20 protein-coding genes and 1 riboswitch are annotated in these 24,086 nt (G+C 72.5%); of the genes, 7 read left to right on the top strand and 13 right to left on the bottom strand.

What is annotated here, in order from left to right; genetic code table 11:
* Positions 1 to 4: 4 nt before the first annotated feature.
* Positions 5 to 658, bottom strand: coding sequence for a response regulator transcription factor (locus AB0J57_RS20925; RefSeq protein WP_073755389.1), 654 nt, complete (start codon positions 656 to 658; stop codon positions 5 to 7).
* 325 nt (positions 659 to 983) lie between these two features.
* Here AB0J57_RS20925 and AB0J57_RS20920 point away from each other — a divergent pair, with 325 nt between their 5' ends.
* Positions 984 to 1,157 (top strand): hypothetical protein, encoded by a 174-nt coding sequence (locus AB0J57_RS20920; RefSeq protein ID WP_366129735.1) that lies wholly within the window; start codon positions 984 to 986, stop codon positions 1,155 to 1,157.
* A gap of 109 nt (positions 1,158 to 1,266) precedes the next feature.
* On the opposite strand, the gene AB0J57_RS20915 is transcribed toward AB0J57_RS20920, so the two are convergent.
* Both AB0J57_RS20915 and AB0J57_RS20910 read right to left on the bottom strand, forming a co-directional pair.
* The gene (locus AB0J57_RS20915; protein ID WP_366129734.1) at positions 1,267 to 2,076 is read right to left on the bottom strand and encodes an inositol monophosphatase family protein; all 810 of its coding nucleotides are present in this window, start codon (positions 2,074 to 2,076) and stop codon (positions 1,267 to 1,269) included.
* A gap of 9 nt (positions 2,077 to 2,085) precedes the next feature.
* Positions 2,086 to 3,213 (bottom strand): ferrochelatase, encoded by a 1,128-nt coding sequence (locus AB0J57_RS20910; RefSeq protein WP_366129915.1) that lies wholly within the window; start codon positions 3,211 to 3,213, stop codon positions 2,086 to 2,088.
* A gap of 161 nt (positions 3,214 to 3,374) precedes the next feature.
* On the opposite strand from AB0J57_RS20910, the gene AB0J57_RS20905 reads away from it, so the two are divergent.
* Positions 3,375 to 4,634: an MFS transporter gene (locus AB0J57_RS20905; protein WP_366129733.1), complete on the top strand. Its 1,260-nt coding sequence runs from the start codon at positions 3,375 to 3,377 to the stop codon at positions 4,632 to 4,634.
* Positions 4,582 to 5,913, top strand: a complete 1,332-nt coding sequence (locus AB0J57_RS20900; protein ID WP_366129732.1) for a D-arabinono-1,4-lactone oxidase — start codon at positions 4,582 to 4,584, stop codon at positions 5,911 to 5,913. The genes AB0J57_RS20905 and AB0J57_RS20900 overlap by 53 nt, the downstream gene beginning before the upstream one ends.
* Before the next feature lie 32 nt (positions 5,914 to 5,945).
* Here AB0J57_RS20900 and AB0J57_RS20895 read toward each other — a convergent pair whose 3' ends face one another.
* The gene (locus AB0J57_RS20895) at positions 5,946 to 6,719 is read right to left on the bottom strand and encodes a hypothetical protein (protein ID WP_366129731.1); all 774 of its coding nucleotides are present in this window, start codon (positions 6,717 to 6,719) and stop codon (positions 5,946 to 5,948) included.
* Between the two features lie 466 nt (positions 6,720 to 7,185).
* On the opposite strand from AB0J57_RS20895, the gene sepH reads away from it, so the two are divergent.
* A complete protein-coding gene (sepH, locus tag AB0J57_RS20890; RefSeq protein ID WP_366129730.1) occupies positions 7,186 to 8,238 on the top strand; it encodes a septation protein SepH in 1,053 nt (350 codons plus the stop codon).
* A 193-nt stretch (positions 8,239 to 8,431) separates the two neighbouring features.
* On the opposite strand, the gene AB0J57_RS20885 is transcribed toward sepH, so the two are convergent.
* On the bottom strand, positions 8,432 to 9,259 hold the full coding sequence (locus AB0J57_RS20885; protein ID WP_366129729.1) for a sulfurtransferase: 828 nt from the start codon (positions 9,257 to 9,259) through the stop codon (positions 8,432 to 8,434).
* 269 nt (positions 9,260 to 9,528) lie between these two features.
* On the opposite strand from AB0J57_RS20885, the gene AB0J57_RS20880 reads away from it, so the two are divergent.
* Entirely contained in the window at positions 9,529 to 10,305 is a 777-nt protein-coding gene (locus AB0J57_RS20880) for a VOC family protein (protein ID WP_366129728.1), read from the top strand.
* On the opposite strand, the gene AB0J57_RS20875 is transcribed toward AB0J57_RS20880, so the two are convergent.
* The 4 genes from AB0J57_RS20875 to AB0J57_RS20860 form a co-directional block, all read right to left on the bottom strand.
* The gene (locus AB0J57_RS20875; protein ID WP_366129727.1) at positions 10,274 to 10,963 is read right to left on the bottom strand and encodes a thymidine kinase; all 690 of its coding nucleotides are present in this window, start codon (positions 10,961 to 10,963) and stop codon (positions 10,274 to 10,276) included. The two genes, AB0J57_RS20880 and AB0J57_RS20875, sit on opposite strands and share 32 nt — an antisense overlap.
* Before the next feature lie 51 nt (positions 10,964 to 11,014).
* A complete protein-coding gene (locus AB0J57_RS20870; protein WP_366129726.1) occupies positions 11,015 to 12,220 on the bottom strand; it encodes a nucleotide pyrophosphatase/phosphodiesterase family protein in 1,206 nt (401 codons plus the stop codon).
* On the bottom strand, positions 12,220 to 12,804 hold the full coding sequence (locus AB0J57_RS20865) for a DUF5998 family protein (protein ID WP_366129725.1): 585 nt from the start codon (positions 12,802 to 12,804) through the stop codon (positions 12,220 to 12,222). The genes AB0J57_RS20870 and AB0J57_RS20865 overlap by 1 nt, the downstream gene beginning before the upstream one ends.
* 173 nt (positions 12,805 to 12,977) lie before the next feature.
* Positions 12,978 to 15,818: a GNAT family N-acetyltransferase gene (locus tag AB0J57_RS20860; RefSeq protein WP_366129724.1), complete on the bottom strand. Its 2,841-nt coding sequence runs from the start codon at positions 15,816 to 15,818 to the stop codon at positions 12,978 to 12,980.
* Between the two features lie 175 nt (positions 15,819 to 15,993).
* On the opposite strand from AB0J57_RS20860, the gene AB0J57_RS20855 reads away from it, so the two are divergent.
* Positions 15,994 to 16,275 carry an HPr family phosphocarrier protein gene (locus AB0J57_RS20855; RefSeq protein ID WP_003993478.1) on the top strand — a complete coding sequence of 94 codons (282 nt, stop codon included), beginning with the start codon at positions 15,994 to 15,996 and terminating at the stop codon, positions 16,273 to 16,275.
* A gap of 256 nt (positions 16,276 to 16,531) precedes the next feature.
* On the opposite strand, the gene AB0J57_RS20850 is transcribed toward AB0J57_RS20855, so the two are convergent.
* From AB0J57_RS20850 to AB0J57_RS20835, 4 genes are all read right to left on the bottom strand, one after another.
* Complete coding sequence (locus tag AB0J57_RS20850) at positions 16,532 to 17,230, bottom strand: GntR family transcriptional regulator (protein ID WP_366129723.1); 699 nt, start codon at positions 17,228 to 17,230, stop codon at positions 16,532 to 16,534.
* A gap of 203 nt (positions 17,231 to 17,433) precedes the next feature.
* On the bottom strand, positions 17,434 to 18,222 hold the full coding sequence (locus AB0J57_RS20845; RefSeq protein ID WP_366129722.1) for a M23 family metallopeptidase: 789 nt from the start codon (positions 18,220 to 18,222) through the stop codon (positions 17,434 to 17,436).
* A 12-nt stretch (positions 18,223 to 18,234) separates the two neighbouring features.
* A riboswitch (cyclic di-AMP (ydaO/yuaA leader) is annotated at positions 18,235 to 18,400 on the bottom strand.
* A gap of 235 nt (positions 18,401 to 18,635) precedes the next feature.
* A complete protein-coding gene (locus tag AB0J57_RS20840) occupies positions 18,636 to 20,003 on the bottom strand; it encodes a pitrilysin family protein (protein WP_366129914.1) in 1,368 nt (455 codons plus the stop codon).
* A gap of 26 nt (positions 20,004 to 20,029) precedes the next feature.
* Positions 20,030 to 21,373 carry a pitrilysin family protein gene (locus tag AB0J57_RS20835; protein WP_366129721.1) on the bottom strand — a complete coding sequence of 448 codons (1,344 nt, stop codon included), beginning with the start codon at positions 21,371 to 21,373 and terminating at the stop codon, positions 20,030 to 20,032.
* Positions 21,374 to 21,627: 254 nt separating this feature from the next.
* Between AB0J57_RS20835 and AB0J57_RS20830 the strand changes: the two genes are divergently transcribed.
* The gene (locus tag AB0J57_RS20830) at positions 21,628 to 24,081 is read left to right on the top strand and encodes a DNA topoisomerase IV subunit A (RefSeq protein ID WP_366129720.1); all 2,454 of its coding nucleotides are present in this window, start codon (positions 21,628 to 21,630) and stop codon (positions 24,079 to 24,081) included.
* Positions 24,082 to 24,086 lie beyond the last annotated feature (5 nt).

The following is a 24,086-nucleotide window of genomic DNA, read 5'->3' as shown; positions in this document are numbered from 1 at the left end:
GGGGTCAGATCCGGTAGCCGGAACCCGGCACCGTGACGATCACCGGAGGCTCGCCGAGCTTGCGGCGGAGGGTCATCACGGTGACGCGCACGACGTTGGTGAACGGGTCGGTGTTCTCGTCCCAGGCCTTCTCCAGCAACTGCTCGGCCGAGACGACCGCGCCCTCGCTGCGCATCAGGACCTCCAGCACCGCGAACTCCTTCGGCGCCAACTGGATCTCCTTGCCGTCCCGGAACACTTCGCGCCGGTTGGGGTCGAGCTTGATCCCGGCCCGCTCCAGGACGGGCGGCAGCGGGACCGTCGTACGCCGGCCCAGTGCCCGTACGCGGGCGGTGAGCTCACTGAACGCGAACGGCTTGGGGAGGTAGTCGTCGGCGCCGATCTCCAGGCCCTCCACGCGGTCGCTGACGTCACCGGATGCGGTGAGCATCAGGACACGGGTGGGCATGCCCAGGTCGACGATCTTGCGGCAGACGTCGTCCCCGTGGACCAGCGGCAGGTCGCGGTCGAGGACGACCACGTCGTAGTCGTTGACGCCGATGCGCTCCAGGGCGGCCGCCCCGTCGTACACGACGTCGACGGCCATGGCCTCCCGGCGCAGACCGGTGGCCACCGCATCGGCGAGCAGTTGCTCGTCCTCGACGACGAGTACGCGCACGGCGTTGTTCCTTCCTCCGAGCCCGGTTCCGGGCGGGTCTGTCGCACTGACTGTGCGTATCCATCCTGCCCCTTACGCGCGTAAACCGGCTGTAAGGCGGCCTGCGGCCGACCGGGGCCCGCTGCGGTGCTCCGGGAATCAACGGAATTCACGGACGAGTTGAGGTTTCCGTGAGGAAGCCCCTGGGGAGGACGACTGCACACCCGAGATCACGCCCCGTATGTGGCGCGCCACAAACCGCTCTGTCCCCAGAGGCGCAGCGCGTGATCGACCGACAACCCTCGGCACACCCCCGTGCCACCGACCCATGACGAGGGGGCGCACGATGGACGCTTTCACCGCAGGACTGCTGCAGCGCATAAGGGCCACGGAGACCGACCTCACTCGGGCTCGCGAGACGGGAGACGACTTCCTGGCCGACGTCGAGCAGGCTGAGCTCGACGACCTGCACCGCCTGGCGGCGGAACACGGCGTGGAGATCACCACCGCGAACGCCTGACCTGAACGGGGCACGGGCCCCGGTGTCCCGCGGAACATCCGCGGAGCACCGGGGTCTTTCGTTTGCCCGTACGGGTGAGGGGCGGGCCCCAAGCCCAGGGCGGCCCTGCCTAGTCGTGCCAGGCGCCGAAGTCCTCCAGGAGGACCTGGAGCGGCTCGAAGACCCCCGGAGGCGCCGCCACCGTCAGCTCGCCCGACGGCGGCGTGCCGGGGCGGCCGCCGGTCAGGGCGCCGGCCTCGCGGGCGATCAGCGCCCCGGCCGCCAGGTCCCAGGGGCTGAGCCCGCGCTCGTAGTACCCGTCCAGGCGGCCGGCGGCGACGTCGCAGAGGTCGATCGCGGCGGAACCGCTGCGGCGGATGTCCCGCAGCAGGGGGATCAGGCGGTGGGCCACGTCGGCCTGGTGGGCGCGGACCGCGGCCACGTAGTTGAAGCCCGTCGAGACCAGGGCCTGGTCCAGCGGCGGCGCGGGCCGGCAGCGGACGGGACGGTCGTTCAGGAACGCGCCGCCGCCCAGCACCGCGCGGAACGTCTCGCCGCGCATCGGGGCCTCGACGACCCCGACGAGGGTCTCGCCGTCCCGCTCGGCGGCGATGGACACGGCCCACGTCGGCAGGCCGTACAGGTAGTTCACCGTGCCGTCCAGCGGGTCGACGACCCAGCGGACGCCGCTGCTGCCCTCCGTGGCGGCGCCCTCCTCACCGAGGAGCCCGTCGTCGGGGCGGTGCTCGGCGAGGAAGGCGGTGATCAGCTTCTCGGCGGCGATGTCCATCTCGGTGACGACGTCGATGGGGCTCGACTTGGTCGCCGCGACACCCAGGTCGGCCGGGCGGCCGTCGCGCAGCAGCGCACCGGCCCGGCGCCCGGCCTCCAGGGCCAGTTCCAGCAGCTCGGTCAGGAGCGGGTCACGCGGGTCGGTCACTGCGTCTCCTCACGCGTACGGGCTGTCGGCGCCGGCCGCCGCGGGCCGCTCGGTGCGGGCCGGACAGCAGCCGATCGGGCACAGGTCGTGCGACGCGCCCAGGGCACCCAGCGCGCACCGCTCCACCACCTTGCCCCGCTCGGCCGCCGCGCGCTCCAGGACCAGGTCCCGGACGGCGGCCGCGAACCGGGGGTCGTCGCCCACCGTCGCCGACCGGCGCACCGGGAGGCCCAGCTCGGCGGCCTTGGCGGTGGCCTCGGTGTCCAGGTCGTACAGGACCTCCATGTGGTCCGAGACGAACCCGATCGGGACCATGACGACCGCCGGTGCCCCGGCGCCCTGCAGCGCTTCCAGGTGGTCGCAGATGTCGGGCTCCAGCCACGGGATGTGCGGCGCCCCGCTGCGCGACTGGTAGACCAGCTCCCAGGGGTGCTCGACGCCCGTCTCGTCCCGTACGGCGTCGGCGATGAGCCGGGCGACGTCCAGGTGCTGCCTGACGTACGCGCCGCCCTCGCCGTGCTCCTCGACCGGCCCGGAGGTGTCGGCGGCGGAGGTGGGGATCGAGTGCGTGGTGAACGCGAGGTGGGCGCCCGCGCGCACGGACTCGTCGAGCTCGGCGAGCGACCTCAGGACGCCGTCGACCATGGGCCGGACGAAGCCGGGGTGGTTGAAGTAGTGCCGCAGCTTGTCGACCCGGGGCAGCGGCATGCCCTCCGCTTCCAGCGTGGCCAGGGCGTCCGCCAGGTTCTCCCGGTACTGGCGGCAGCCGGAGTACGAGGCGTACGCGCTGGTGGCGAGGACGGCGATGTGGCGGCGGCCGTCGGTCACCATCTCGCGCAGCGTGTCGGTGAGGTACGGCGCCCAGTTCCGGTTTCCCCAGTACACGGGCAGGTCGAGGCCCGCGTCCGCGAAGTCCTTGCGCAGTGCGGCGAGCAGCGCGCGGTTCTGGTCGTTGATCGGGCTGACGCCGCCGAAGAGGAAGTAGTGCTGCCCCACTTCCTTGAGACGTTCCTTGGGGATGCCCCGGCCCCGCGTCACGTTCTCCAGGAACGGGACCACGTCGTCGGGACCCTCGGGCCCGCCGAAGGAGAGCAGGAGCAGGGCGTCGTACGGGGCTGGATCGCGCTGATCGGCCATGGCATCGGACATGGGATCGATCCTGCCACCAGGGTCTGACAGCCGGAAAACCGCCGTGCACAGTCACCCGTTCGGACGTAACCTGTGAAGGCTGCCCGTACGCCTTACGCCACGCGCCCTCACGTCATGCGCGCCTACGCCTCACCGGCCGGAGTACCCCCTTGCCCAGTCCCTACCGCGCGATCTTCTCCGCCCCCGGCACCGTGGGCTTCTCCGCGGCCGGCTTCCTCGGCCGGATGCCGCTCGCCATGATGGGCATCGGCATCGTCACGATGATCTCCCAGCTCACCGGCCGCTACGGGCTGGCCGGCGCGCTGTCCGCGACGCTCGCCGTCTCCGCCGCCGTGCTCGGCCCGCAGGTCTCCCGCCTGGTCGACCGCTACGGCCAGCGCCGGGTGCTGCGCCCGGCCACCCTGATCACGGTCACGGCCGTGGCGGGGCTGCTCATATGCGCGCAGCAGGGGCTGCCGGAGTGGACGCTGTTCTTCTTCTCGGCGGCCGCCGGCTGCGTACCGAGCATCGGCGCGATGACCCGGGCCCGCTGGGCGACGATCTACCGGGGCTCGGCGCGTGAGCTGCACACCGCGTACTCCTTCGAGTCGATCATCGACGAGGTGTGCTTCATCTTCGGCCCGATCGTCTCCATCGGACTGTCGACCATCTGGTTCCCGGAGGCGGGGCCACTGCTGGCGGCGGTCTTCCTGGCGGTCGGTGTGTGGTGGCTGACCGCCCAGCGGGGCACCGAGCCGGTGCCGCACCCGGTCGAGCAGCACACCGGCGGCTCGGCACTGCGCTCCCCCGGTCTCCAGGTGCTGGTGGCCGCGTTCGTCGCCACCGGCACGATCTTCGGCGCGGTGGACGTGGTGACGGTGGCGTTCGCCGAGGAGGAGGGCCACAAGGCCGCGGCCAGCCTGGTACTGGCGGTGTACGCGCTCGGGTCGTGCGTGGCGGGCGCGGTCTTCGGGCTGCTGCACCTCAAGGGCGAGCCGTCCCGCAGGTGGGTTGTGGGTGTCTGCGCGATGGCCGTGAGTATGATCCCCCTCCAACTGGCCGGGAACCTGCCTTTCCTGGCTGTGGCGCTCTTTGTCGCGGGCCTTGCCATCGCGCCGACGATGGTGACGACCATGGCCCTCGTCGAGGCCCACGTACCGCGCACCAAACTGACCGAGGGCATGTCCTGGACGAGTACCGGGCTCGCGGTCGGCGTGGCGCTCGGCTCCTCGGCCGCCGGCTGGGTGGTCGACGCGCACGGGGCGGCCGCGGGGTACGCGGTGCCCGGCATCGCGGGAGTGCTCGCGGCCGTGGTGGCGTTCCTGGGGTACCGCCGGCTGCGCAGGCCGGTGCCGACGCGGGAGGGGCAGGGGCAGCGTGAGCAGCGCGAGCAGGACCCGGAACAGCCGGAGCAGCAGCACGTGGCGTAACTGGGCGGGGAACGTGGCCGCCAGGCCCGTACGGGAGGCCCGTCCGGCTTCGGTCCAGGAGCTGGCGGACACGGTGCGGAGCGCCGCCGGGGAGGGCCTGCGGGTCAAGACGGTCGGTACGGGGCACTCGTTCACGTCCATCGCCGCCACCGACGGCGTGCTGATCCGCCCGGATCTGCTGACCGGGATCCGGCGGATCGACCGGCGCGAGCTGACCGTGACGGTGGAGTCCGGCACCCCGCTGAAGCGGTTGAACGCGGCTCTCGCGCGGGAGGGCCTGTCGCTCACCAATATGGGCGACATCATGGAGCAGACGGTGGCGGGCGCCACCAGCACGGGTACGCACGGCACGGGCCGTGACTCCGCGTCGATCGCCGCGCAGATCAGGGAGCTGGAGCTGGTCACGGCGGACGGCCGGGTGCTGACCTGCTCCGAGAAGGAGAACCCGGAGGTCTTCGCGGCCGCCCGGATCGGGCTCGGCGCGCTGGGCGTCGTCTCCGCCATCACCTTCGCCGTGGAGCCGATCTTCCTGCTCACCGCGCGCGAGGAGCCGATGACCTTCGACCGGGTCACCTCGGAGTTCGAGGCGCTGCACGCGGAGAACGAGCACTTCGAGTTCTACTGGTTCCCGCACACCGGCAACTGCAACACCAAGCGCAACAACCGCAGCGCGGGTCCTGCGGCCCCGCCCGGGCGGATCAGCGGCTGGATCGAGGACGAGTTCCTCTCCAACGGCCTGTTCCAGGTGGTCAACTCGATCGGCCGGGCGGTGCCACCGGTCGTCCCCGCGATCGCCAAGGTCTCCAGCCGCGCGCTGTCCGCGCGTACGTACACGGACATCCCCTACAAGGTCTTCACAAGTCCGCGCCGAGTGCGGTTCGTGGAAATGGAGTACGCGATTCCGAGGGAGGCGGCGGTCGGCGCGCTGCGCGAGCTGAAGGCGATGGTGGACCGGTCGCCGTTGCGCGTCAGCTTCCCCGTGGAGGTCCGGACGGCGCCCGCGGACGACATCACGCTCTCGACGGCGTCGGGCCGGGACAGCGCGTACATCGCGGTCCACATGTACAAGGGCACGCCGTACCGGTCGTACTTCACGGCGGCGGAACGGATCATGACGGCGCACGGGGGGCGCCCGCACTGGGGCAAGCTCCACACCCGGGACGCCGCGTACTTCGCGGACGTGTACCCGCGGTTCGGCGAGTTCACCGCGCTGCGTGACCGCCTGGACCCGGAGCGGGTGTTCGGCAACGACTACCTGCGGCGGGTCCTGGGCGACTGACCGCCCCGCCCGGTCCGTCGGCGCCCGTCGGCTCACTCGGCCGAGCCGTCCGGGGACGGCGTCGGGGTGGGCGTGGGTGTCGGGGTAGGGGTCGGGGTCGGCGTGGGCGTGGGGGTAGGGGTCGGTGTGGGCGTCGGTTTCGGGGTCGGTGTGGGGGTCGGCGAACCGGTGCCGTCCCGCCCGGTGTCCTGGCCGGGCGTCCGCTCCGGCCGCCGCTGATCGTGCCGGTCCTGCTCCGGGGCGGACGGGGTGGACGGCGTGGTGGACGGACGGGTCGGCGGGGAGTCGCCGCCGCCGCGCACGACGCCACTGATGGTCGTCCCCTTGCCGCCGCTGAAGTCCTGACCGGATATCAGCTCGTACGCGGTGATGCCCGCCATGGCCACCCCGAAGACCAGCGCCGCCGCGATCGCCGAGCGTTTCCAGCCACGCACGCGCGTGCCGTACGTGGTGGCCTCGCCGAACTCCCCGTCCGCACCGGCCGCCCGGTGAACGGGGGCGCTCCGGCAGCCCTTTGGCCGGGCCGCCTGGAGCGTGACTCCGCGGACCCGCTCTCCGGTGCTCCTGAAGAGGTGCTGGAAGACCGAACCGCCGCAGGTGGCGATGACGCTGATCACGCCCGCGCCGAGCACCGTGCCGTACACGCCCATCTTGGAAGCCAGTTTGGCGGCCACCACGGCCGCGACCGCGCTGCCCGCGACCTGGGCGGCGTTCAGGTCGAGCCGCTTCCTCTTCTCCCTTACCCCTTCTGTCCCGTTATTCCGCGTGTACACCTTCTCGTCCACCTTCAGTATCACTTCACCCATCTGTCCCAGCATGCAGGGAGAGGAGACCTTTGGGCGAAGCGAATAGTTCCATTTCTGCGGATTCTGTGAAGGACACCACGTGTGACAACCGGTCAGGGGGACCCAACTGCCGTACGCGGGGAGAACTTCGGCGGCGCGCCGGTCCACCCAGGTGGCCCGAATGGAGTACTGTGGCGAGCCCTGGGCCCCGATCCCTTTCGGGTGCCCGGGACCACGGGAGGGGGCCGAAAGCGGCACTCGTTCCGGCGGCGCCGCAGCACCGCACGGCCGCCTGCTGCACAGAGTGACCACACCGGTCACCCTGAGTGGCGAACAGGTAACCGTGCCATAACGGCGTTCCAGGGCCCATGCCCGACACGCCGGGCAACTCGGCAAGGTTGTGGCAGGCTGCACCCGGGCAGGCCACACTCGACTAGCGGAAGCAGCGACGCAGGTGACGTCGGCAGGCACCACCCGGGAGGTCCCCATGCCCGAACTGCGTGTCGTGGCCGTCTCCAACGACGGCACACGACTGGTGCTGAAGGCTGCTGACAACACGGAGTACACGCTTCCGATCGACGAGCGGCTGCGCGCCGCCGTGCGCAACGACCGTGCCCGCCTCGGCCAGATCGAGATCGAGGTCGAGAGCCATCTCCGGCCGCGCGACATCCAGGCGCGTATACGCGCCGGTGCCTCCGCCGAAGAGGTCGCCCAGCTCGCCGGCATCCCCGTCGAGCGCGTGCGCCGCTTCGAGGGCCCCGTCCTCGCGGAACGCGCCTTCATGGCCGAGCGGGCCCGCAAGACCCCCGTACGCCGGCCCGGCGAGAACACCGGCCCGCAGCTCGGCGAGGCGGTGCAGGAGCGGCTGCTGCTGCGCGGCGCCGACAAGGACACGGTGGTCTGGGACTCCTGGCGCCGCGACGACGGCACGTGGGAAGTGCTGCTGGTCTACCGCGTCGCGGGCGAGGTGCACTCGGCGAGCTGGACGTACGACCCGCCCCGCCGGCTGGTCCAGGCCGTGGACGACGAGGCCCGCGCGCTGATCGGTGAGACCGACGACGCGGTGGCCGTCCAGGAGCCGAGCTTCCCGTTCGTCCCGCGCATCGCGCGCCTCCCGCGCGACCGGCCGCTCGACCGTGCCCTGGACCGGCAGATCGAGCGCCCTGCCGCGCCTGCTCCGGCGCCCGAGCCGGAGGAGGAGCCCGAGCGCGACTCGTTGACCAGCCTGCTGGAGGCGGTGCCGAGCTTCCGGGGCGACATGGTCGTACCCGAGCGCCCGGCGGCCGAACCCCCGGCGGCCGAGCCCGTCCAGGAACCGGACGCGGAAGAGCCCCCGGCCGCTGCCCCCGCCGCCTCGGCGGGCGCCGGCTCGGCCTACGCGGACGTGCTGATGCCCCGCGCGGTGAGCGGTCACCGCGACCGCCTGACCGGCACGACCGATCGCCAGGCCGAGGCCGACGGCGTTCGCCCCGGCCGCCGGGCCGCGGTCCCGAGCTGGGACGAGATCGTCTTCGGCACGCGCCGCAAGAAGCAGGAGTAGCCGGCGGCACGGACCGGCGGGGTCCACGTCCGGTCCGGGCCGGCCCGGGTTACGTCCGGACCGGCCCGGGTTATGTCCGGGCCGGCCCGGTCCGTGTCCGGTCGGTGCGTCACGTCCGTGCGTCCGGTCCGGGGCCGAGCTGCTCAGGCCCCGGCCGGTCCGTGAAGGGGTCCCTCGGGGGCCGGTCCGAGGGTCAGCCGCGGGCGGCGCCCTTGGCGACCGGGCGCGACGGGTCGGAGGACCAGTCGGACCACGAGCCCGCGTACAACGCCGCCTGGATGCCCGCGATTTCCAGCGCCAGGACCTCGTGGGCGCCCGAGACGCCCGAGCCGCAGTAGACGCCGACCTCCGGGGCCTCGGTCGCGCCCAGGGCCTTGAAGCGGGCCGCCAGGGCCTCGGCGGGCAGGAAGCGGCCGCTCTCGTCGACGTTCTCCGTCGTCGGGGCCGAGGCCGCACCCGGGATGTGCCCGCCCACGGGGTCGATCGGCTCCACCTCGCCCCGGTACCGCTCCCCCGCCCGCGCGTCCAGCAACAGGCCCGTCCGGGCCAGCGCCGCCGCCCCGTCCGCGTCCAGCAGCGGCAGGACGCCCGGCTCGGGCGTGAAGTCCCCGGCCACGGGGGTGGGCGTCTCGGTCGACAACTCGCCCCGCCAGGCCGCCAGGCCGCCGTCCAGGACCCGTACGTCCGTGTGCCCCGCCCAGCGCAGCAGCCACCACGCCCGGGCGGCCGCCCAGCCCTGGCCGCCGTCGTAGGTCACGACCCGCGAGTCGGCGCGGACGCCCGCCCGGCGCATGGCCGCGCCGAATTCCGCCACGTCCGGCAGGGGGTGCCGGCCCCCGGCGCCGGGCGGCCCGGCGAGCTCGGTGTCGAGGTCGACGTACACGGCGCCCGGGATGTGCCCCGCGTCGTAGGCCGGTCGCCCGGGCGGGCCGCCGAGCTGCCAGCGGACGTCCAGGAGGACCGGAGGGCGGGTGCCGGACAGCTCGTCGGCGAGTTCGGTCGCCGAGATGATGGGGTTCATGACGCCATCCTCGCGCAGACGGCGCAGTGCGGGCGTGCCGGGACGGGTGGCGGGAGGGCCGGGCCGAGGATGGGCAACGAAATTTCGGGCATCCTCCTGCGGGATCGCGCCAATTCACGGCGCGGCCGGGGCGCACCGCGCGGCCGGTGGTGCAAGCATCTGACGGGGCGTACAGCCGGGCCTACGGTCGGTGGCCGACACCGGGACACGGCACGGCACTCGCCCGGTCCCCCGCACGGCCACGACGATGGTCCGAGGAGAGAGTGACGATGACCGAGGCGACTCGGCGCAAACCCGGTGCCCCCTGTTGGGTGAGTTTGATGGTGCACCGCCTTGACGCGACGCAGGAGTTCTACGGGGCGCTGTTCGGCTGGCGGTTCGAGCCGGGCCCGCAACAGCTCGGCCCGTACGTGCGAGGGCTGATCGACGGCAAGGAAGTGGCGGGTATCGGCCAGTTGCCGGCCGACCGCGACCTGCCCATCGCCTGGACGACGTACCTGGCGTCCGACGACGCCGACGAGACCGCCGAATCGATCCGGTGCAGCGGCGGCACGGTTGCCGTCGGCCCGCTCGACGCCGCGGACGCGGGGCGGCTGGTGATCTGCTCCGACCCGACGGGCGCCGTCTTCGGGGTCTGGCAGGCCGCCTCACACCTCGGCACGGCGGTGGTCGGCGCGCCCGGCACCCCGGCCTGGAACGAACTGCTGACGCAGGAGACGGAGTCGGTCAGCAAGTTCTACAAGACGGTGTTCGGGTACGAGATCGATCCCGTCGCCCCGGCCGGTCCGGACCTGGTGACGCTGAAGGTCGACGACCGCCCCGTCGCCTCGCTGCGCGGGGTCGGGGGCGCGCTGCCGCGCGACCGGGGCGCCCACTGGATGACCTGGTTCGAGGTCGCGGACACCGATGCCGCCGCCGAGCGGGTGGCCGAGCTGGGCGGCCGGGTGCTTCAGGCGCCGCGCGACGAACCGGCCGGGCGGCTGGCGACCGTCGCCGACCCCGAGGGCGCGGTCTTCACGATCGTACGGTCGGCCGGTCGGGCCTGAGCTCCTCGGCCGGGACCGGCAGGACGTCCGGGGAGAGGGCGGCGGCGCGGGCGGTGGCGGCCGTCATACGGCGCCGGTGGTGGCGGCGGCACAGCACCTCGTAACCGACCTCGCCGGCGTCGTCACCGGCGTTGACGTCGCCGACGACGACCTGGGCGCCCTCGACGACCATCCGGCCGCCGACGGTGCGCGCGTTGTGGGTGGCGCGTGCGCCGCACCAGCACAGGGCCTCGACCTGGAGCACCTCGACCCGGTCGGCGAGTTCGACGAGGCGCTGGGAGCCGGGGAAGAGCTTGGAGCGGAAGTCGGTGGTGATGCCGAAGGCGAAGACGTCCAGTTCGAGGTCGTCGACGACGCGGGCGAGCTGGTCGATCTGCTCGGGCGCGAGGAACTGGGCCTCGTCCGCGATCACGTAGTCGCAGCGGCCTCCCTTGGAGAGGTGGGCGACGAGGTAGGCGTAGAAGTCGAAGCCCTCGGCGGCCTCGACGGCGTCGGTGACCAGGCCGAGCCGGGAGGAGAGCTTGCCCTCGCCGGCCCGGTCGTCACGGGTGAAGATCATGCCCTGGAGGCCGCGTGCGGAGCGGTTGTGCTCGATCTGGAGAGCGAGGGTGCTCTTTCCGCAGTCCATGGTTCCGGAGAAGAACACGAGCTCGGGCATGGGGAAGTGACGACCTTTCGGGTCAGGGTCGGGCGTTGGAGGGGCCGGGTCCTACGAGCGTACTTCGAGCAGCGGAACGAGCTGCTCCACGGGCGTCATCGACCCGTGGACGCCGACCATCGCTGATTCGTTCGGCTCGTTGACGGACGCCGTGATGACGACGTCGTCGTGGGCGGCGGCGACGACGTCGCCGATCCTGCCGTGGACGCGCTCGTCGATCGTCGGGCCGAACCAGCCAGCCGCGATGGCCTCGTCGCGGCTCGCCACCCAGAACTGCTCGCCGAGCACCTCGCGCCAGCACGCCAGTACGTCGGCCTGGGCGCCGGGCACCGCGTAGACGTGGCGGGCCCGGCCCTCACCGCCGAGCAGGGCGACTCCGGCGCGCAGCTCCCAGTCCTCGTCGAAGTCGATGCGGGACTGCTCGTCGAACGGGATGTCGATCATGCCGTGGTCGGCCGTGACGTAGAGCGCGGTGCGGGGCGGGAGCTGTTCGGCGAGGCGCTGCACGAGCCGGTCGACGCACATGAGCTGGCCGCGCCAGGCGTCGGAGTCGACGCCGAAGCGGTGGCCGCTGCCGTCGACCTCGCTGTAGTACGTGTAGACGAGGGAGCGGTCCCCGGCGGCCAGTTGCTCGGCGGCGAGGTCCATGCGCTCCTCGCCGGTGAGCCGCCCGTGAAACGTTCCGCCACTGAGGGCGACCTTGGTGAGCGGGGTGTCCTTGAAGGTCGGTGAGGAGACCTGCGCGGTGTGGACGCCGGCCACGTCGGCGAGCTGGAAGACGGTCGGGTACGGCTGCCAGACGTGCGGCGGCGTCCAGGGCTTCCAGCGGAGCTGGTTCATCAGCTCGCCGATCGCGGGGTCGCGCACGGTGTAGCCGGGCAGGCCGTGCTCGCCGGGCGGCCGTCCCGTACCGACCGAGGCGAGCGAGGTCGCGGTGGTGGCGGGGAACCCGGCGGTGATGGGCCGGCCCGTGCCGCCCCGGGAGCTGCCGAGGAGGGACGTCAGGTAGGGCGCCTCGTCCGGGTGGGCCTTGATCTGCTCCCAGCCGAGGCCGTCGATCAGGAACACGCAGTTCCGGTCGGTGGGGGTCAGCTCGGCGATACGGTGCTCGAACCCGGGTACGCCCAGGCCGGCGGCGAGCGTCGGCAGCAGGTCGGCGAGGGAGCCGGAGCCGTACTCGGGCACGGGCGCGGTGTCGAGGACGAGCGGCATCGGCTCGTCGGGCCAGGCGGACGCCATGTGTGCGGGCTGGGCCATCAGCGGGTGGCCGCGGTGGCTTCGGACAGCGCCTGGGCGAAGGCGAGGGCCTGGCGGACCGTCTCGGGTCCGTCGCCGGCCTCGCTGACGCGCAGGCTCAGGTCGTCGGCCGTCGAGCTGCCGGTGTAGCCGTGGTCGGCGTCGCAGTTCGGATCGCCGCAGGCGGCGGGCTCCAGGTCGATCCGCGAGACGGCGCCCCAGCCGATGGTGAGGACCACTTCACGCGGCAGGGTGCCGGGCGTGTACGACTCGGGGTTGGCGACGACACGGCTGAGGACGACGGACGAGATCCGGCCGAGCTTGACCGACTCGGTGGAGGTGGTGGCGTACGGCGTCGGCGAGCTGGTGTCGGCGTTCTGCTCGTCGGTGTGGCTGACGATGAAGCGGTTGGCCGTCAGGACGAGGACCGTGACGTGGCGGCGCACCTCGTTGGCGTCGAAGGTGGTCTCCTGGTGGACCAGGTACGACGCGATCGGCTCCCCGCCGACGGCGGCCTCCACCGCCTCGGCCACAAGGGCCGGGTAGTAGCCGCTGCGCTCGATCGCCGCGCGCAGCCCCTGGGTGGTCGTACCGGTCTTCGCCATGGACTCCATCCTACGGGGGCGCGGTGACTGCACGGGACGCACGGGAACCGGGTCGTCGGCGGGTCGGTGGCGGGTCGCCGGCGGGTCCGTGGTGGTGGGGCCGGGGCTGTGGCTCGGTGGGCGGGGGCGGCCGTGGTGGCCGGTGGGGGCTGTGGCTCGGTGGGCGGGGGCCGTCAGTAGCTGGGGAGCCGGCGGGGGCCGATGTCGGTGCGGGCGGGGGGCGGGGCGAGCCGGACGGTCGCGCCGAGGACGGAGAGGCCGTGCGTGGCGACGACCACCGGTTCCAGGCCGACGGCGACGATCTCCGGGTGGTCGTCGACCAGCCGTGACACCCGGAGCAGCAGCTCTTCGAGAGCGGCGGTGTCGACGGGCGCGGAGCCGCGCCAGCCGAACAGGAGCGGGGCGGTGCGGATGGAGCGGATCTGCTCGGCGACGTCCCGGTCGGTGGCGGGGACGAGGCGGTGCGCGGTGTCGCCCAGCAGCTCGGAGGGGGCGCCCGCGAGCCCGAAGGACAGGACGGCGCCGACGGCGGGGTCGATGGCGGCGCGTACGACGGTGTCGACGCCGCGCGGGACCATGGCCTGGACGACCGGCTGGAGCTCCTCGGGCTTGCCGAGGGTCTCGGTCAACTCGGCGTAGGCGGTCCGCAACTGCTCCTCGGTGGCCAGGTCGAGGCGGACACCGCCGAGGTCGGGGCGGTGGCGGAGGTGCGGGGCGGTGGTCTTGAGCGCGACGGGGTAGCCGAGGCCGGCGGCGGCACGGACGGCGGCGTCGGCGGTGGGGGCGGGCAGCGCGGGGCGTACGGCGATGCCGTAGCGCCCGAGCAGCTCGCGGGCGGCGTCGGGGGCGAGGGTGACACCCCGCTCGTCCACGTCGTCCGCGAGTGTCCGCTCGATCTGCGCGGCGGCTCCCGCTTCGTCGATGCCCTCGTACTCGGGGACGCGCCCCGGGTCTGTGATCTGGCGCCGCCACTGCCCGTACCTGACGGCCTCGGCCAGCGCCCGGACGGCCCGCTCGGCGGCGGGGTACGCGGGGATGCGGTACTCACCGGCGGGGGTCGGGGCCACGGGGGGCGCCGGGGCGGGCGTATCGGGGCCGGGAGCCGTGCGCGGGGTCCCGGTCGGCGGGGGCGGGGCGGTCGGTGCCGTGCTGGCGGCGGCCGCCAGGGCGTCGGCGAGGGCGCCCATTTCCACGTGGACGACCAGCACCGGCTTGGCCGGTGCCTCGGCGGAGGCGGCCCGCAGCGCCTCGGCCAGGACCTCGCCGTCGCCGGACTCGGTCGCCCCGTTCTCCCCGACCCAGGGGATCGCGGTCACCACGACCGCGTCGCACGCGCCGTCCCGGAGGGCCTCGGACAGGGCGGTACGGAAGTCCTGCGGCGTCGCCGCCGTCGTCAGGTCGCGCGGCCGCTGGGGCCTGAGCCCTTCGGTCAGGCAGGCGTCGTACGTCAGCAGCCCCAGCGACTCGGAGTTGCCGAGGATCGCCACGCGCGGGCCCGCCGGGAGCGGCTGCCCGGCGAGGAGCAGGCCGGCGTCGACCAGTTCGGTGACCGTGTCGACGCGGATCACGCCCGCCTGCCGGAGCAGGGCCGAGACCGTGGTGTGCGGGATGCGGGTGACCGGCACCGCGTGGCCGGGCGGCGCGCTGCCGCTGTGCCGGCCGCCCTTGACGACGACGACCGGTTTCACCGCCGCCGTACGCCGGGCGAGCCGGGTGAACTTGCGCGGGTTGCCGATCGATTCGAGGTAGAGCAGCACGACGTCGGTGTCGGGGTCGTCGTACCAGTACTGAAGGATGTCGTTGCCCGACACGTCCGCGCGGTTGCCCGCCGAGACGAAGGACGACAGGCCGGCGCCGCGCCGGTGCAGTCCGGACAGCAGCGCGATGCCGATGGCGCCGGACTGGGTGAACAGGCCGATCCGTCCCGGCACCGGCGGGTGCGGGGCGAGCGAGGCGTTGAGCCGCACACCGGGCGCGGTGTTGATGATCCCGAACGCGTTGGGCCCGATGATACGCATCCCGTACGAGCGTGCCTGCCGCACCAGTTCCCGCTGGCGCTCACGGCCCTCGGCGCCCTGTTCGGCGTAACCGGCGGTCAGGACCACCAGACCCTGCACGCCGTGTTCCCCGCAGTCGGCGACGGCCTCGGGGACCCGCTCGGCCGGTACGGCGACGACGGCGAGGTCGACCGGCTCCCCGATGTCGGCGACGGAGCGGAAGGCGGGCACCCCGTCCAGGGACGTCGTCGTCTCGGGGAGGGCGCGATTGACCGCGTACGTACGGCCCGTGTACCCGGCGCCGAGGAGGTTGCGCAGGACGGTGCGGCCGACGCCGCCGGGGGCGCGGCCGGTGCCGATGACGGCGACGGAGCCGGGCGCCAGCAGCCGCTGCACGGACCGCGCCTCGGCGCGCTGTTCGCGGGCGCGCTGTACGGCGAGGGCGCGGTCGGTGGGCTCCAGGTCGAGGTGGAGGCGGACGGCTCCGTCCTCGAAGCTGCGCTTCTGGGTGTAGCCGGCGTCCGTGAAGACCTTGATCATCTTGGTGTTGGCGGGCAGGACCTCGGCCGCGAACCGCCGGATTCCACGCTCGCGAGCGACCGCCGCGATGTGTTCGAGCAGCGCGGAGGCGACGCCCCGCCCCTGGTGGGCGTCCTGGACGAGGAACGCGACCTCGGCCTCGTCGGCGGGGGCGCTCGCGGGCAGGCCCTGCGCGTTGATCCGGTCGTACCGGACGGTCGCGATGAACTCGCCGCCGACCGTGGCCGCGAGCCCCACGCGGTCCACGTAGTCGTGGTGGGTGAAGCGGTGCACGTCCTTGGCGGAGAGCCGGGGGTAAGGTGCGAAGAACCGGTAGTACTTCGACTCGTCCGAGACCTGCTCGTAGAAGCTGACCAGGCGCTCGGCGTCATCCGTGGTGATCGGCCTGATCCGCGCGGTGCCGCCGTCCCGCAGCACGACGTCGGCCTCCCAGTGGTCGGGGTACACGTGTTCCGGCTGATCCGACGGGGTCCGCATGGGCCCAGAGTACGGGGCGGACCGCCGGTCGCGGAGGTGCTGTGGACAACGCAGGGTGAGGCGGCCCGACCGGCCGCCGGGGCCCCGTGGAGGCCGGTTCGAGCACCCTGTGGGACATGAGAGACTGGGTTCGACCACTGGTCTAGACAACCGCCGAGACTCGAAGGGCAACACCATGGCTGAGCGCCGCGTCAACGTCGGCTGGGCCGAGGGCCTGCACGCCCGCCCCGCCTCCATCTTCGTCCGTGCCGCCACGGCCGCCGGCGTCCCCGTGACGATCGCCAAGGCAGATGGCAACCCGGTCAACGCCGCGTCGATGCTCGCGGTGCTGGGCCTGGGCGCGCAGGGCGGCGAGGAGATCGTGCTCGCTTCGGACGCCGAGGGCGCGGACGCCGCCCTGGACCGCCTGGCGAAGCTGGTCTCCGAGGGCCTCGAGGAACTCCCCGAGACCGTCTGACCCACCCCCAGTCGCTTCACGGAGCCGTACCCCCGGAAACGGGTGGTACGGCTCCGCTTTTATGGCCGCGAGGTCCGCCGGTACGGGTTTCGCCCCCTGGTGTTCCGCCCCGTGGTGTTTCGCCCCACGGGGTTTCGCCGCACGCTTTCAGGCGCCTCCCGCATTTCGGCGCGGGCAGCCCTTTACCGCACGCGGCCTTTTCGGGCATGCGAATTCACGGGGCACAATTCCCCCGCCTTTGTATACGGTGCCGGTGTTAATTGCGGGCGCTCGCGGTGTTTACGGGGTGTTGCGAAGTCCTCACACGGCCGGCCGGCCGCTCGGGCCGCTCCGGGCGGCGCAGCCGGTGGGAGGACAGCGAGCGTTCGACGTGCAGGGTGGTGAGCGCGCGGGCGCGGTCGGCGTCGCCGCGCGCGACGGCGTCGACGATCGCGCCGTGCTCGGCCCACGCCTCCGCCGGCCGGGCCGGCTGATCGACCGCGTACATCCAGGCGATCTTGTGCCGGAGCTGGGTGAGCAGCGCCGTCAGCGCCGGGCTGCCGGACGCCTGGGCGAGCGTCTCGTGGAACCAGCCGTCCAACGAGCGCAGGTCCTCCCGCTGGCCGCGGCGCGCCCGCTCCTGGCCCAGCCTGACCAGCCCCCGCAGCACCTTCAGGTGCGCCTCCGTGCGGCGCTGGGCGGCCCGCGCGGCGCCCAGCGGCTCCAGCAGCGTACGCATCTCCAGCAGGTCGGCCGCCTCCTGCTCGGTGGGCTCGGCGACGCACGCGCCGACGTGACGGCGGGTGGTCACGAAGCCCTCCGACTCCAGGGTCCGCAGCGCCTCGCGGACCGGGACGCGCGAGACTCCGTAGCGTCGGGCGAGCTGCTCCTCGGTGAGCCGGCTGCCCCGCTCGAACACACCGGTGACGATGTCGTCGCGGATCGCCGTGCATACCGAGTGCGCTGGAATGCGCATACCAGAACCCCCAACTTAATCCGCGCGAAACTCACCCGCTCGACGTCTGTCCAGTGACTCTATTGCAGGGGACCGGAATTTCCGATAGCCACCCTGAATCCATGGAGTTCTTTTTGGCCAGGAGGACCCGGCCAGGAGGACCCGGCACGGCGAAGGCCCCGGTTCGCGTGCCGAACCGGGGCCTTGCCTGACGAACAGGAGGGTCAGACGTTGACGCCGTGCGAGCGGAGGTAGGCGACCGGGTCGATGTCCGAGCCGTACTCGGCGCTCGTCCGGGCCTCGAAGTGGAGGTGCGGGCCGGAGGAGTTGCCGGTCGAGCCCGACAGGCCTATCTGCTGGCCCGGCATGACGGTCTGGCCGGCCGAGACGCTGATGGAGGACAGGTGGCCGTACTGCGTGTACGTACCGTCGTTCATCCGGATCACTACGTTGTTGCCGTACGCGCCGCCCCAGCCCGCCTCGACGACGGTGCCCGCGCCCACGGAGACCACGCGGGAGCCGGAGGCGGCGTGGAAGTCGATGCCGGTGTGGCTGCCGGAGGACCACATGGCGCCGCCGGTCTGGTAGCCGGTGCTGACGTACGTGCCGGCGACCGGAAGCTGGAAGGCGTTGAGCCGCTTGCGCTCGGCCTCGCGGTCGGCGCGCTCCTTGGCCTCGCGGGCCGCCTGCACCCGGATCTCGGCCTTGCGCTTGGCCTCCGCCTCGGCCTTCGCCTGGGCGGCCGCCTTGGCGGCGGCCTCCTGGGCCTCCAGCTCCTGGGCCTCGGCCTGGGCGTCGACCTGCGCGGCGAGCGTGTCGGTGATGACGGCCTGGTTGAGGCCGGTGTCCTCGAGCGAGAGGGGTGCGGCGTCCGGGTTGGCGGCGAGCGCCGGGGAAGCGAGGGTTCCGATGACGCCGGTGGTGGCGAGGGCCGCGACTCCGGCGACGTGTGCGCTCTTACGGCTCAGGCGGCTCGGGGCACGGTGCTTCCCGGTGGCACGGGTGAACGCCATGAAGTGGCTGGTCCTTTCCTTCCTTCTCGCCTACCGGGTTAGCTGACGGGTTCGGAGCAGGAAGGTCTCCTACGGGCCCCTCCGCAACGGGTGCGAAGGCGTCCGATTCACCCCAGGGACTGCGTGGGTCCCCGGCTCCCCAGGCTCGCGCCTGTTGGGGACTCGGCGATGGCTGTCCGGTGCCGCGGGTGCGGCGGGTACCGGTCGGACAGCGCATCAGACGCTAAGCGGCCGATCTTTCAATCACCAAACAGACACGGTTTTTTGTAGCGCACGCCACAGGGCAGACACCGAATCTCCGCAACAAAGCGGACATACGGGCGGACCCCGGCATCGAGCGATGCCGGGGTCCGGTGAGCGGCCGCTCGTGAGAGAGGAACCGCGTCGACTCGTATGAGCGGAAACCGCGTCAATCAGCCGGTGACGACTGTCACTTCACCGATTCCGAGCGCCTCGACGGGCTCCTTGATCTGTGCCGCGTCACCGACGAGGACCGTGACCAGACGGTCCGTCGGGAACGCGCTGACGACCGCCGCGGTGGCCTCCACGGTGCCCGTCTCGGCCAGCCGGGCGTACATCTGGGCCTGGTAGTCGTCCGGGAGGTGCTGCTCGACCTGGTCGGCGAGGGTGCCCGCGACGGCGGCGGCCGTCTCGTACTTGAGCGGGGCGACGCCCACCAGGTTCTGCACGGCCGTCTCGCGCTCGGCGTCGGTCAGGCCCTCGGCGGCGAGGGTGCGCAGCACCTTCCACAGGTCGTCGAGCGCCGGACCCGTGTGGGGTGTGTCGACGGAGCCGCTGATGGCGAGCATGGCCGCGCCGTTGCCCTCGGGGCCGGAGCGCAGCACCTGGCCGAAGGCACGTACGCCGTAGGTGTAGCCCTTCTCCTCGCGCAGGACCCGGTCCAGGCGGGAGGTGAGGGTGCCGCCCAGGCAGTAGGTGCCGAGCACCTGGGCCGGCCAGACCCGGTCGTGCCGGTCCGGGCCGATACGGCCGATGAGGAGCTGCGTCTGCACGGCGCCGGGGCGGTCGACGATGACGACGCGGCCGGTGTCGTCGGCCGTCACGGGCGGTACGGGGCGGGGCTCGGCCATGTCGCCGGTCCAGGCGCCCAGGGTGTCGGCGAGCACCGCGTCGAGGTCGACGCCGGTGAGGTCGCCGACCACGACCGCGGTGGCGGTGGCGGGGCGGACGTGCGCCTCGTAGAAGGCGCGTACGGCCGAGGCGTCGATCCGGGCGACGGTGTCCTCGGTGCCCTGGCGGGGGCGCGACATGCGGGACGTGGCCGGGAACAGCTCCTTGGAGAGCTGCATGGCGGCGCGGCGCGAGGGGTTGGCGATCTCGTGGGGGATCTCGTCGAGCCGGTTGCGGACGAGGCGCTCGACCTCGCTGTCGGCGAAGGCGGGCGCGCGCAGGGCCTCGGCGACCAGGCCGAGGGCCTTGGCGAGCCGGGAGACCGGGACTTCGAGGGAGATCCGTACGCCGGGGTGGTCGGCGTGCGCGTCGAGGGTGGCGCCGCAGCGCTCCAGCTCGGCGGCGAACTCCTCCGCCGAGTGCTTGTCGGTGCCCTCGGACAGGGCTCGCGCCATGATCGTGGCGACGCCGTCGAGGCCCTCCGGCTCCGCCTCCAGCGGGGCGGCGAGGAAGATCTCGACGGCCACGACCTGCTGGCCGGGGCGGTGGCAGCGCAGCACGGTCAGGCCGTTGTCCAGCGCGCCCCGGTCGGGGGCGGGGAAGGCCCACGGCTTGGCGGTCCCGGGGCGGGGCTGCGGGTGGAACTCCATGGACGTCAAGGACGTGGCGGCGTCGCTCACTGGTCGGCCCCCTCTTCTTCCTGCTCGCTGTGGTCGGTGCTGACGGGTTCGTAGACCAGCACCGCCCTGTTGTCGGGGCGGAGGCGGGCCTTGGCGACCGCCTGGACCTCCTCGGCGGTGACGTCCAGGACGCGCTGGACGGCGGTCAGGGCGAGCTGCGGGTCGCCGAACAGCACGGCGTACCGGCACAGTTCGTCCGCGCGGCCCGCGACCGTACCGAGCCGGTCCAGCCACTCGCGTTCGAGCTGGGCCTGGGCGCGCTCCATCTCCTCGGGCGTCGGGCCCTCGGCGGCGAAGCGGGCCAGCTCGTCGTCGACGGCCGCCTCGATGTCGGGCACCTCGACCCCGCCGGACGTCTTGACGTCCAGCCAGCCGAGCGAGGGTGCCCCGGCCAGGCGCAGCAGGCCGAAGCCGGCCGCCACGGCCGTGCGGTCGCGGCGTACCAGGCGGTTGTGCAGCCGCGACGACTCGCCGCCGCCGAGGATGGTGAGGGCGATGTCGACGGCGTCGCACTCGCGCGTGCCGTCGTGCGGGAGCCGGTAGGCGGCCATCAGGGCGCGGGCCGGGACCTCCTCCTCGACGACCTCGCGCAACTGCTCGCCGATGATCTCGGGCAGCGTCCCGTCCCTCGGCGGCTGCTTGCCGTCGTGGGCGGGGATGGAGCCGAAGTACTTCTCGATCCAGGCGAGCGTCTGCGCCGGGTCGATGTCGCCGACGACCGACAGGACGGCGTTGTTCGGCGCGTAGTACGTACGGAAGAAGTTCCGCGCGTCCTCGAGGGTGGCGGCGTCCAGGTCGGCCATGGAGCCGATCGGGGTGTGGTGGTAGGGGTGGCCCTCCGGGTAGGCGAGCGCGGTGAGCTTCTCGAAGGCCGTGCCGTAGGGAACGTTGTCGTATCGCTGGCGGCGCTCGTTCTTGACGACGTCCCGCTGGTTCTCCATGGACTCCTCGTCGAGCGCGGCGAGCAGGGAGCCCATCCGGTCGGCTTCCAGCCACAGGGCCAGCTCGAGCTGGTGGGCGGGCATGGTCTCGAAGTAGTTGGTGCGCTCGAAGCTGGTGGTGCCGTTGAGGGAGCCGCCGGCGCCCTGCACCAGCTCGAAGTGGCCATTGCCCTGGACCTGCTTCGAGCCCTGGAACATCAGGTGCTCGAAGAGGTGGGCGAGGCCGGTACGGCCCTTGACCTCGTGGCGCGAGCCGACGTCGTACCAGAGGCAGACCGCGGCGACCGGGGTCAGGTGGTCCTCGGAGAGCACCACGCGCAGGCCGTTGGCCAGGCGGTGCTCGGTTGCTGTCAGGCCGCCGGAGCCGGCCTGGGCTGTGGCCGTGTGACCCATGGGCATGTACGTCCCTTCGATCGCTGTGTGAAAGGTCCAGCCGCGGACCGCCGCGGTGGTCCTGCCACTGTATGCACCTGCTGCGACCTGCCGCGGACCGCTGTGAAAGTCCTGCCACTGTATGCAAGCGGACTGACACCCGGCGAAGTTCCCCGAATCCGCTTGCGTCCCTCTTCCGGGTCGCGGTCGGCGTTGTCAGTGGGACGGTCCACAATGGTCGGCGTCAGATCAACCTTGTTGGTGAAGGAGCCGCAGCCGCGATGGCCCGCCGCAGCACGAAGACCACGCAGCCCGACGACTTCGAGGAGAAGATCCTCGACATCGACGTCGTCGACGAAATGCAGGGCTCCTTCCTCGAGTACGCGTACTCGGTGATCTACTCCCGGGCCCTGCCGGACGCCCGCGACGGCATGAAGCCGGTGCACCGCCGCATCGTCTACCAGATGAACGAGATGGGCCTGCGGCCCGAGCGCGGCTTCGTGAAGTGCGCCCGGGTCGTCGGCGAGGTGATGGGCAAGCTCCACCCGCACGGTGACGCGTCGATCTACGACGCCCTGGTGCGCATGGCGCAGCCGTTCTCGATGCGCCTGCCGCTGGTGGACGGACACGGGAACTTCGGCTCGCTGGGCAACGACGACCCGCCGGCCGCCATGCGGTACACCGAGTGCCGGATGGCCGACGCGACGTCCCTGATGACGGAGTCGATCGACGAGGACACCGTCGATTTCACGCCGAACTACGACGGGCAGGAGCAGGAGCCGGTGGCGCTGCCCGCCGCCTTCCCGAACCTGCTGGTCAACGGCGCGTCCGGGATCGCGGTCGGTATGGCGACCAACATGCCCCCGCACAATCTGGGCGAGGTCATCGCCGCCGCCCGGCACTTGATCAAGCACCCGGGCGCCGACCTGGAGACCCTGATGCGGTACGTGCCGGGTCCGGACCTGCCGACCGGTGGCCGGATCGTGGGCCTGTCGGGGATCAAGGACGCGTACGAATCGGGCCGCGGCACCTTCAAGATCCGCGCGACGGCGACCGTGGAGAACGTGACGGCGCGCCGCAAGGGCCTGGTCGTCACCGAACTGCCCTTCGCGGTCGGCCCCGAGAAGGTGATCGCCAAGATCAAGGACCTGGTGGCGTCGAAGAAGCTCCAGGGCATCGCGGACGTCAAGGACCTCACCGACCGCGAGCACGGGCTGCGGCTGGTCATCGAGGTCAAGAACGGCTTCATCCCCGAGGCCGTCCTGGAGCAGCTCTACAAGCTGACGCCGATGGAGGAGTCCTTCGGCATCAACAATGTGGCGCTGGTCGACGGTCAGCCGCTGACGCTGGGCCTGAAGGAGCTGCTGGAGGTCTACCTGGACCACCGCTTCGAGGTGGTCCGGCGCCGCAGCGAGTTCCGGCGCGGCAAGAAGCGCGACCGGCTGCACCTGGTCGAGGGCCTGCTCGTGGCGCTGCTCGACATCGACGAGGTCATCCGTGTCATCCGGTCGAGCGACAACTCGGCGCAGGCCAAGGAGCGGCTGATCGAGCGCTTCTCGCTGAGCGAGATCCAGACGCAGTACATCCTCGACACGCCGCTGCGCCGGCTGACCAAGTTCGACCGGATCGAGCTGGAGGGCGAGCGCGACCGGCTGAACCGGGAGATCGAGGAGCTGACCCGGATCCTGGAGTCGGACGCCGAGCTGCGCAAGCTGGTCTCGTCGGAACTGGCGGCGGTGGCCAAGAAGTTCGGTACGGAGCGGCGCACCGTGCTGCTGGAGTCGGCGGGCGCGCCGGTCGCGGCCGCGTCCCTGGAGGTCGCGGACGACCCGTGCCGGGTGCTGCTTTCGTCGACGGGGCTGCTGGCGCGTACGGCGAGCGGTGAGCCGCTGCCGGACAGCGGCGGCAAGCGCACCAAGCACGACGTGATCGTCTCGGCGGTGCCCGCGACGCAGCGCGGCGAGGTCGGCGTGGTGACGTCCACCGGGCGGCTGCTGCGGCTGTCGGTGATCGACCTGCCGCAGTTGCCGGACACGGCGTCCGCGCCGAACCTGTCGGGCGGGGCGCAGGTGTCGGAGTTCCTGACGCTGGAGAAGGATGAGTCGGTCATGTGCCTGACGACGCTCGACGAGTCGTCGCCCGGCCTGGCGATCGGCACGGTGCAGGGCGTGGTCAAGCGGGTGGTGCCGGACTATCCGGCGAACAAGGAGGAGCTGGAGGTCATCTCCCTCAAGGAGGGTGACCGGATCGTCGGCGCGGCCGAACTGCGCACGGGCGAGGAGGACCTGGTCTTCATCACGTCGGACGCCCAGTTGCTGCGGTTCCAGGCGTCCCAGGTGCGGCCGCAGGGCCGCCCGGCGGGCGGTATGGCCGGTATCAAGCTGGCGGCGGGCGCCGAGGTGATCTCGTTCACGGCGGTCGACCCGGCGGACGACGCGGTGGTGTTCACGGCCGCGGGTTCGTCCGGTGCGCTGGACCCGACGGCGGCCACGTCGGCGAAGCTGACGCCGTTCGACCAGTACCCGCGCAAGGGCCGCGCGACGGGCGGTGTGCGCTGCCAGCGGTTCCTGAAGGGCGAGGACGTCCTGGTGCTCGCCTGGGCGGGCGCGGCTCCGGCCCGCGCGGCGCAGAAGACCGGCACCCCGGTGGACCTCCCGGACATCGACCCCCGCCGGGACGGCTCGGGCACCCCGCTGGCCAAGCCGGTGGCGGTGCTGGCGGGGCCGGCGTCGTAACGGCC

This window comes from Streptomyces sp. NPDC049837 (genome assembly GCF_040674455.1).
GTDB lineage: Bacteria > Actinomycetota > Actinomycetes > Streptomycetales > Streptomycetaceae > Streptomyces.
Note: the sequence above shows the minus strand (reverse complement) of the source record. Positions and strands in the feature narration are given on the sequence as shown.

What these genes read in the sequence shown, in the direction of transcription:
- AB0J57_RS20920 (WP_366129735.1), top strand. Translation starts at nt 984, where the DNA reads ATGGACGCTTTCACCGCAGGACTGCTGCAGCGCATAAGGGCCACGGAG.
- AB0J57_RS20910 (WP_366129915.1), bottom strand. Translation starts at nt 3,213, where the DNA reads ATGGCCGATCAGCGCGATCCAGCCCCGTACGACGCCCTGCTCCTGCTC.
- AB0J57_RS20895 (WP_366129731.1), bottom strand. Translation starts at nt 6,719, where the DNA reads ATGGGTGAAGTGATACTGAAGGTGGACGAGAAGGTGTACACGCGGAAT.
- sepH (WP_366129730.1), top strand. Translation starts at nt 7,186, where the DNA reads ATGCCCGAACTGCGTGTCGTGGCCGTCTCCAACGACGGCACACGACTG.
- AB0J57_RS20885 (WP_366129729.1), bottom strand. Translation starts at nt 9,259, where the DNA reads ATGAACCCCATCATCTCGGCGACCGAACTCGCCGACGAGCTGTCCGGC.
- AB0J57_RS20880 (WP_366129728.1), top strand. Translation starts at nt 9,529, where the DNA reads ATGACCGAGGCGACTCGGCGCAAACCCGGTGCCCCCTGTTGGGTGAGT.
- AB0J57_RS20875 (WP_366129727.1), bottom strand. Translation starts at nt 10,963, where the DNA reads ATGCCCGAGCTCGTGTTCTTCTCCGGAACCATGGACTGCGGAAAGAGC.
- AB0J57_RS20870 (WP_366129726.1), bottom strand. Translation starts at nt 12,220, where the DNA reads ATGGCCCAGCCCGCACACATGGCGTCCGCCTGGCCCGACGAGCCGATG.
- AB0J57_RS20865 (WP_366129725.1), bottom strand. Translation starts at nt 12,804, where the DNA reads ATGGCGAAGACCGGTACGACCACCCAGGGGCTGCGCGCGGCGATCGAG.
- AB0J57_RS20860 (WP_366129724.1), bottom strand. Translation starts at nt 15,818, where the DNA reads ATGCGGACCCCGTCGGATCAGCCGGAACACGTGTACCCCGACCACTGG.
- AB0J57_RS20855 (WP_003993478.1), top strand. Translation starts at nt 15,994, where the DNA reads ATGGCTGAGCGCCGCGTCAACGTCGGCTGGGCCGAGGGCCTGCACGCC.
- AB0J57_RS20850 (WP_366129723.1), bottom strand. Translation starts at nt 17,230, where the DNA reads ATGCGCATTCCAGCGCACTCGGTATGCACGGCGATCCGCGACGACATC.
- AB0J57_RS20845 (WP_366129722.1), bottom strand. Translation starts at nt 18,222, where the DNA reads ATGGCGTTCACCCGTGCCACCGGGAAGCACCGTGCCCCGAGCCGCCTG.
- AB0J57_RS20840 (WP_366129914.1), bottom strand. Translation starts at nt 20,003, where the DNA reads ATGGAGTTCCACCCGCAGCCCCGCCCCGGGACCGCCAAGCCGTGGGCC.
- AB0J57_RS20835 (WP_366129721.1), bottom strand. Translation starts at nt 21,373, where the DNA reads ATGCCCATGGGTCACACGGCCACAGCCCAGGCCGGCTCCGGCGGCCTG.
- AB0J57_RS20830 (WP_366129720.1), top strand. Translation starts at nt 21,628, where the DNA reads ATGGCCCGCCGCAGCACGAAGACCACGCAGCCCGACGACTTCGAGGAG.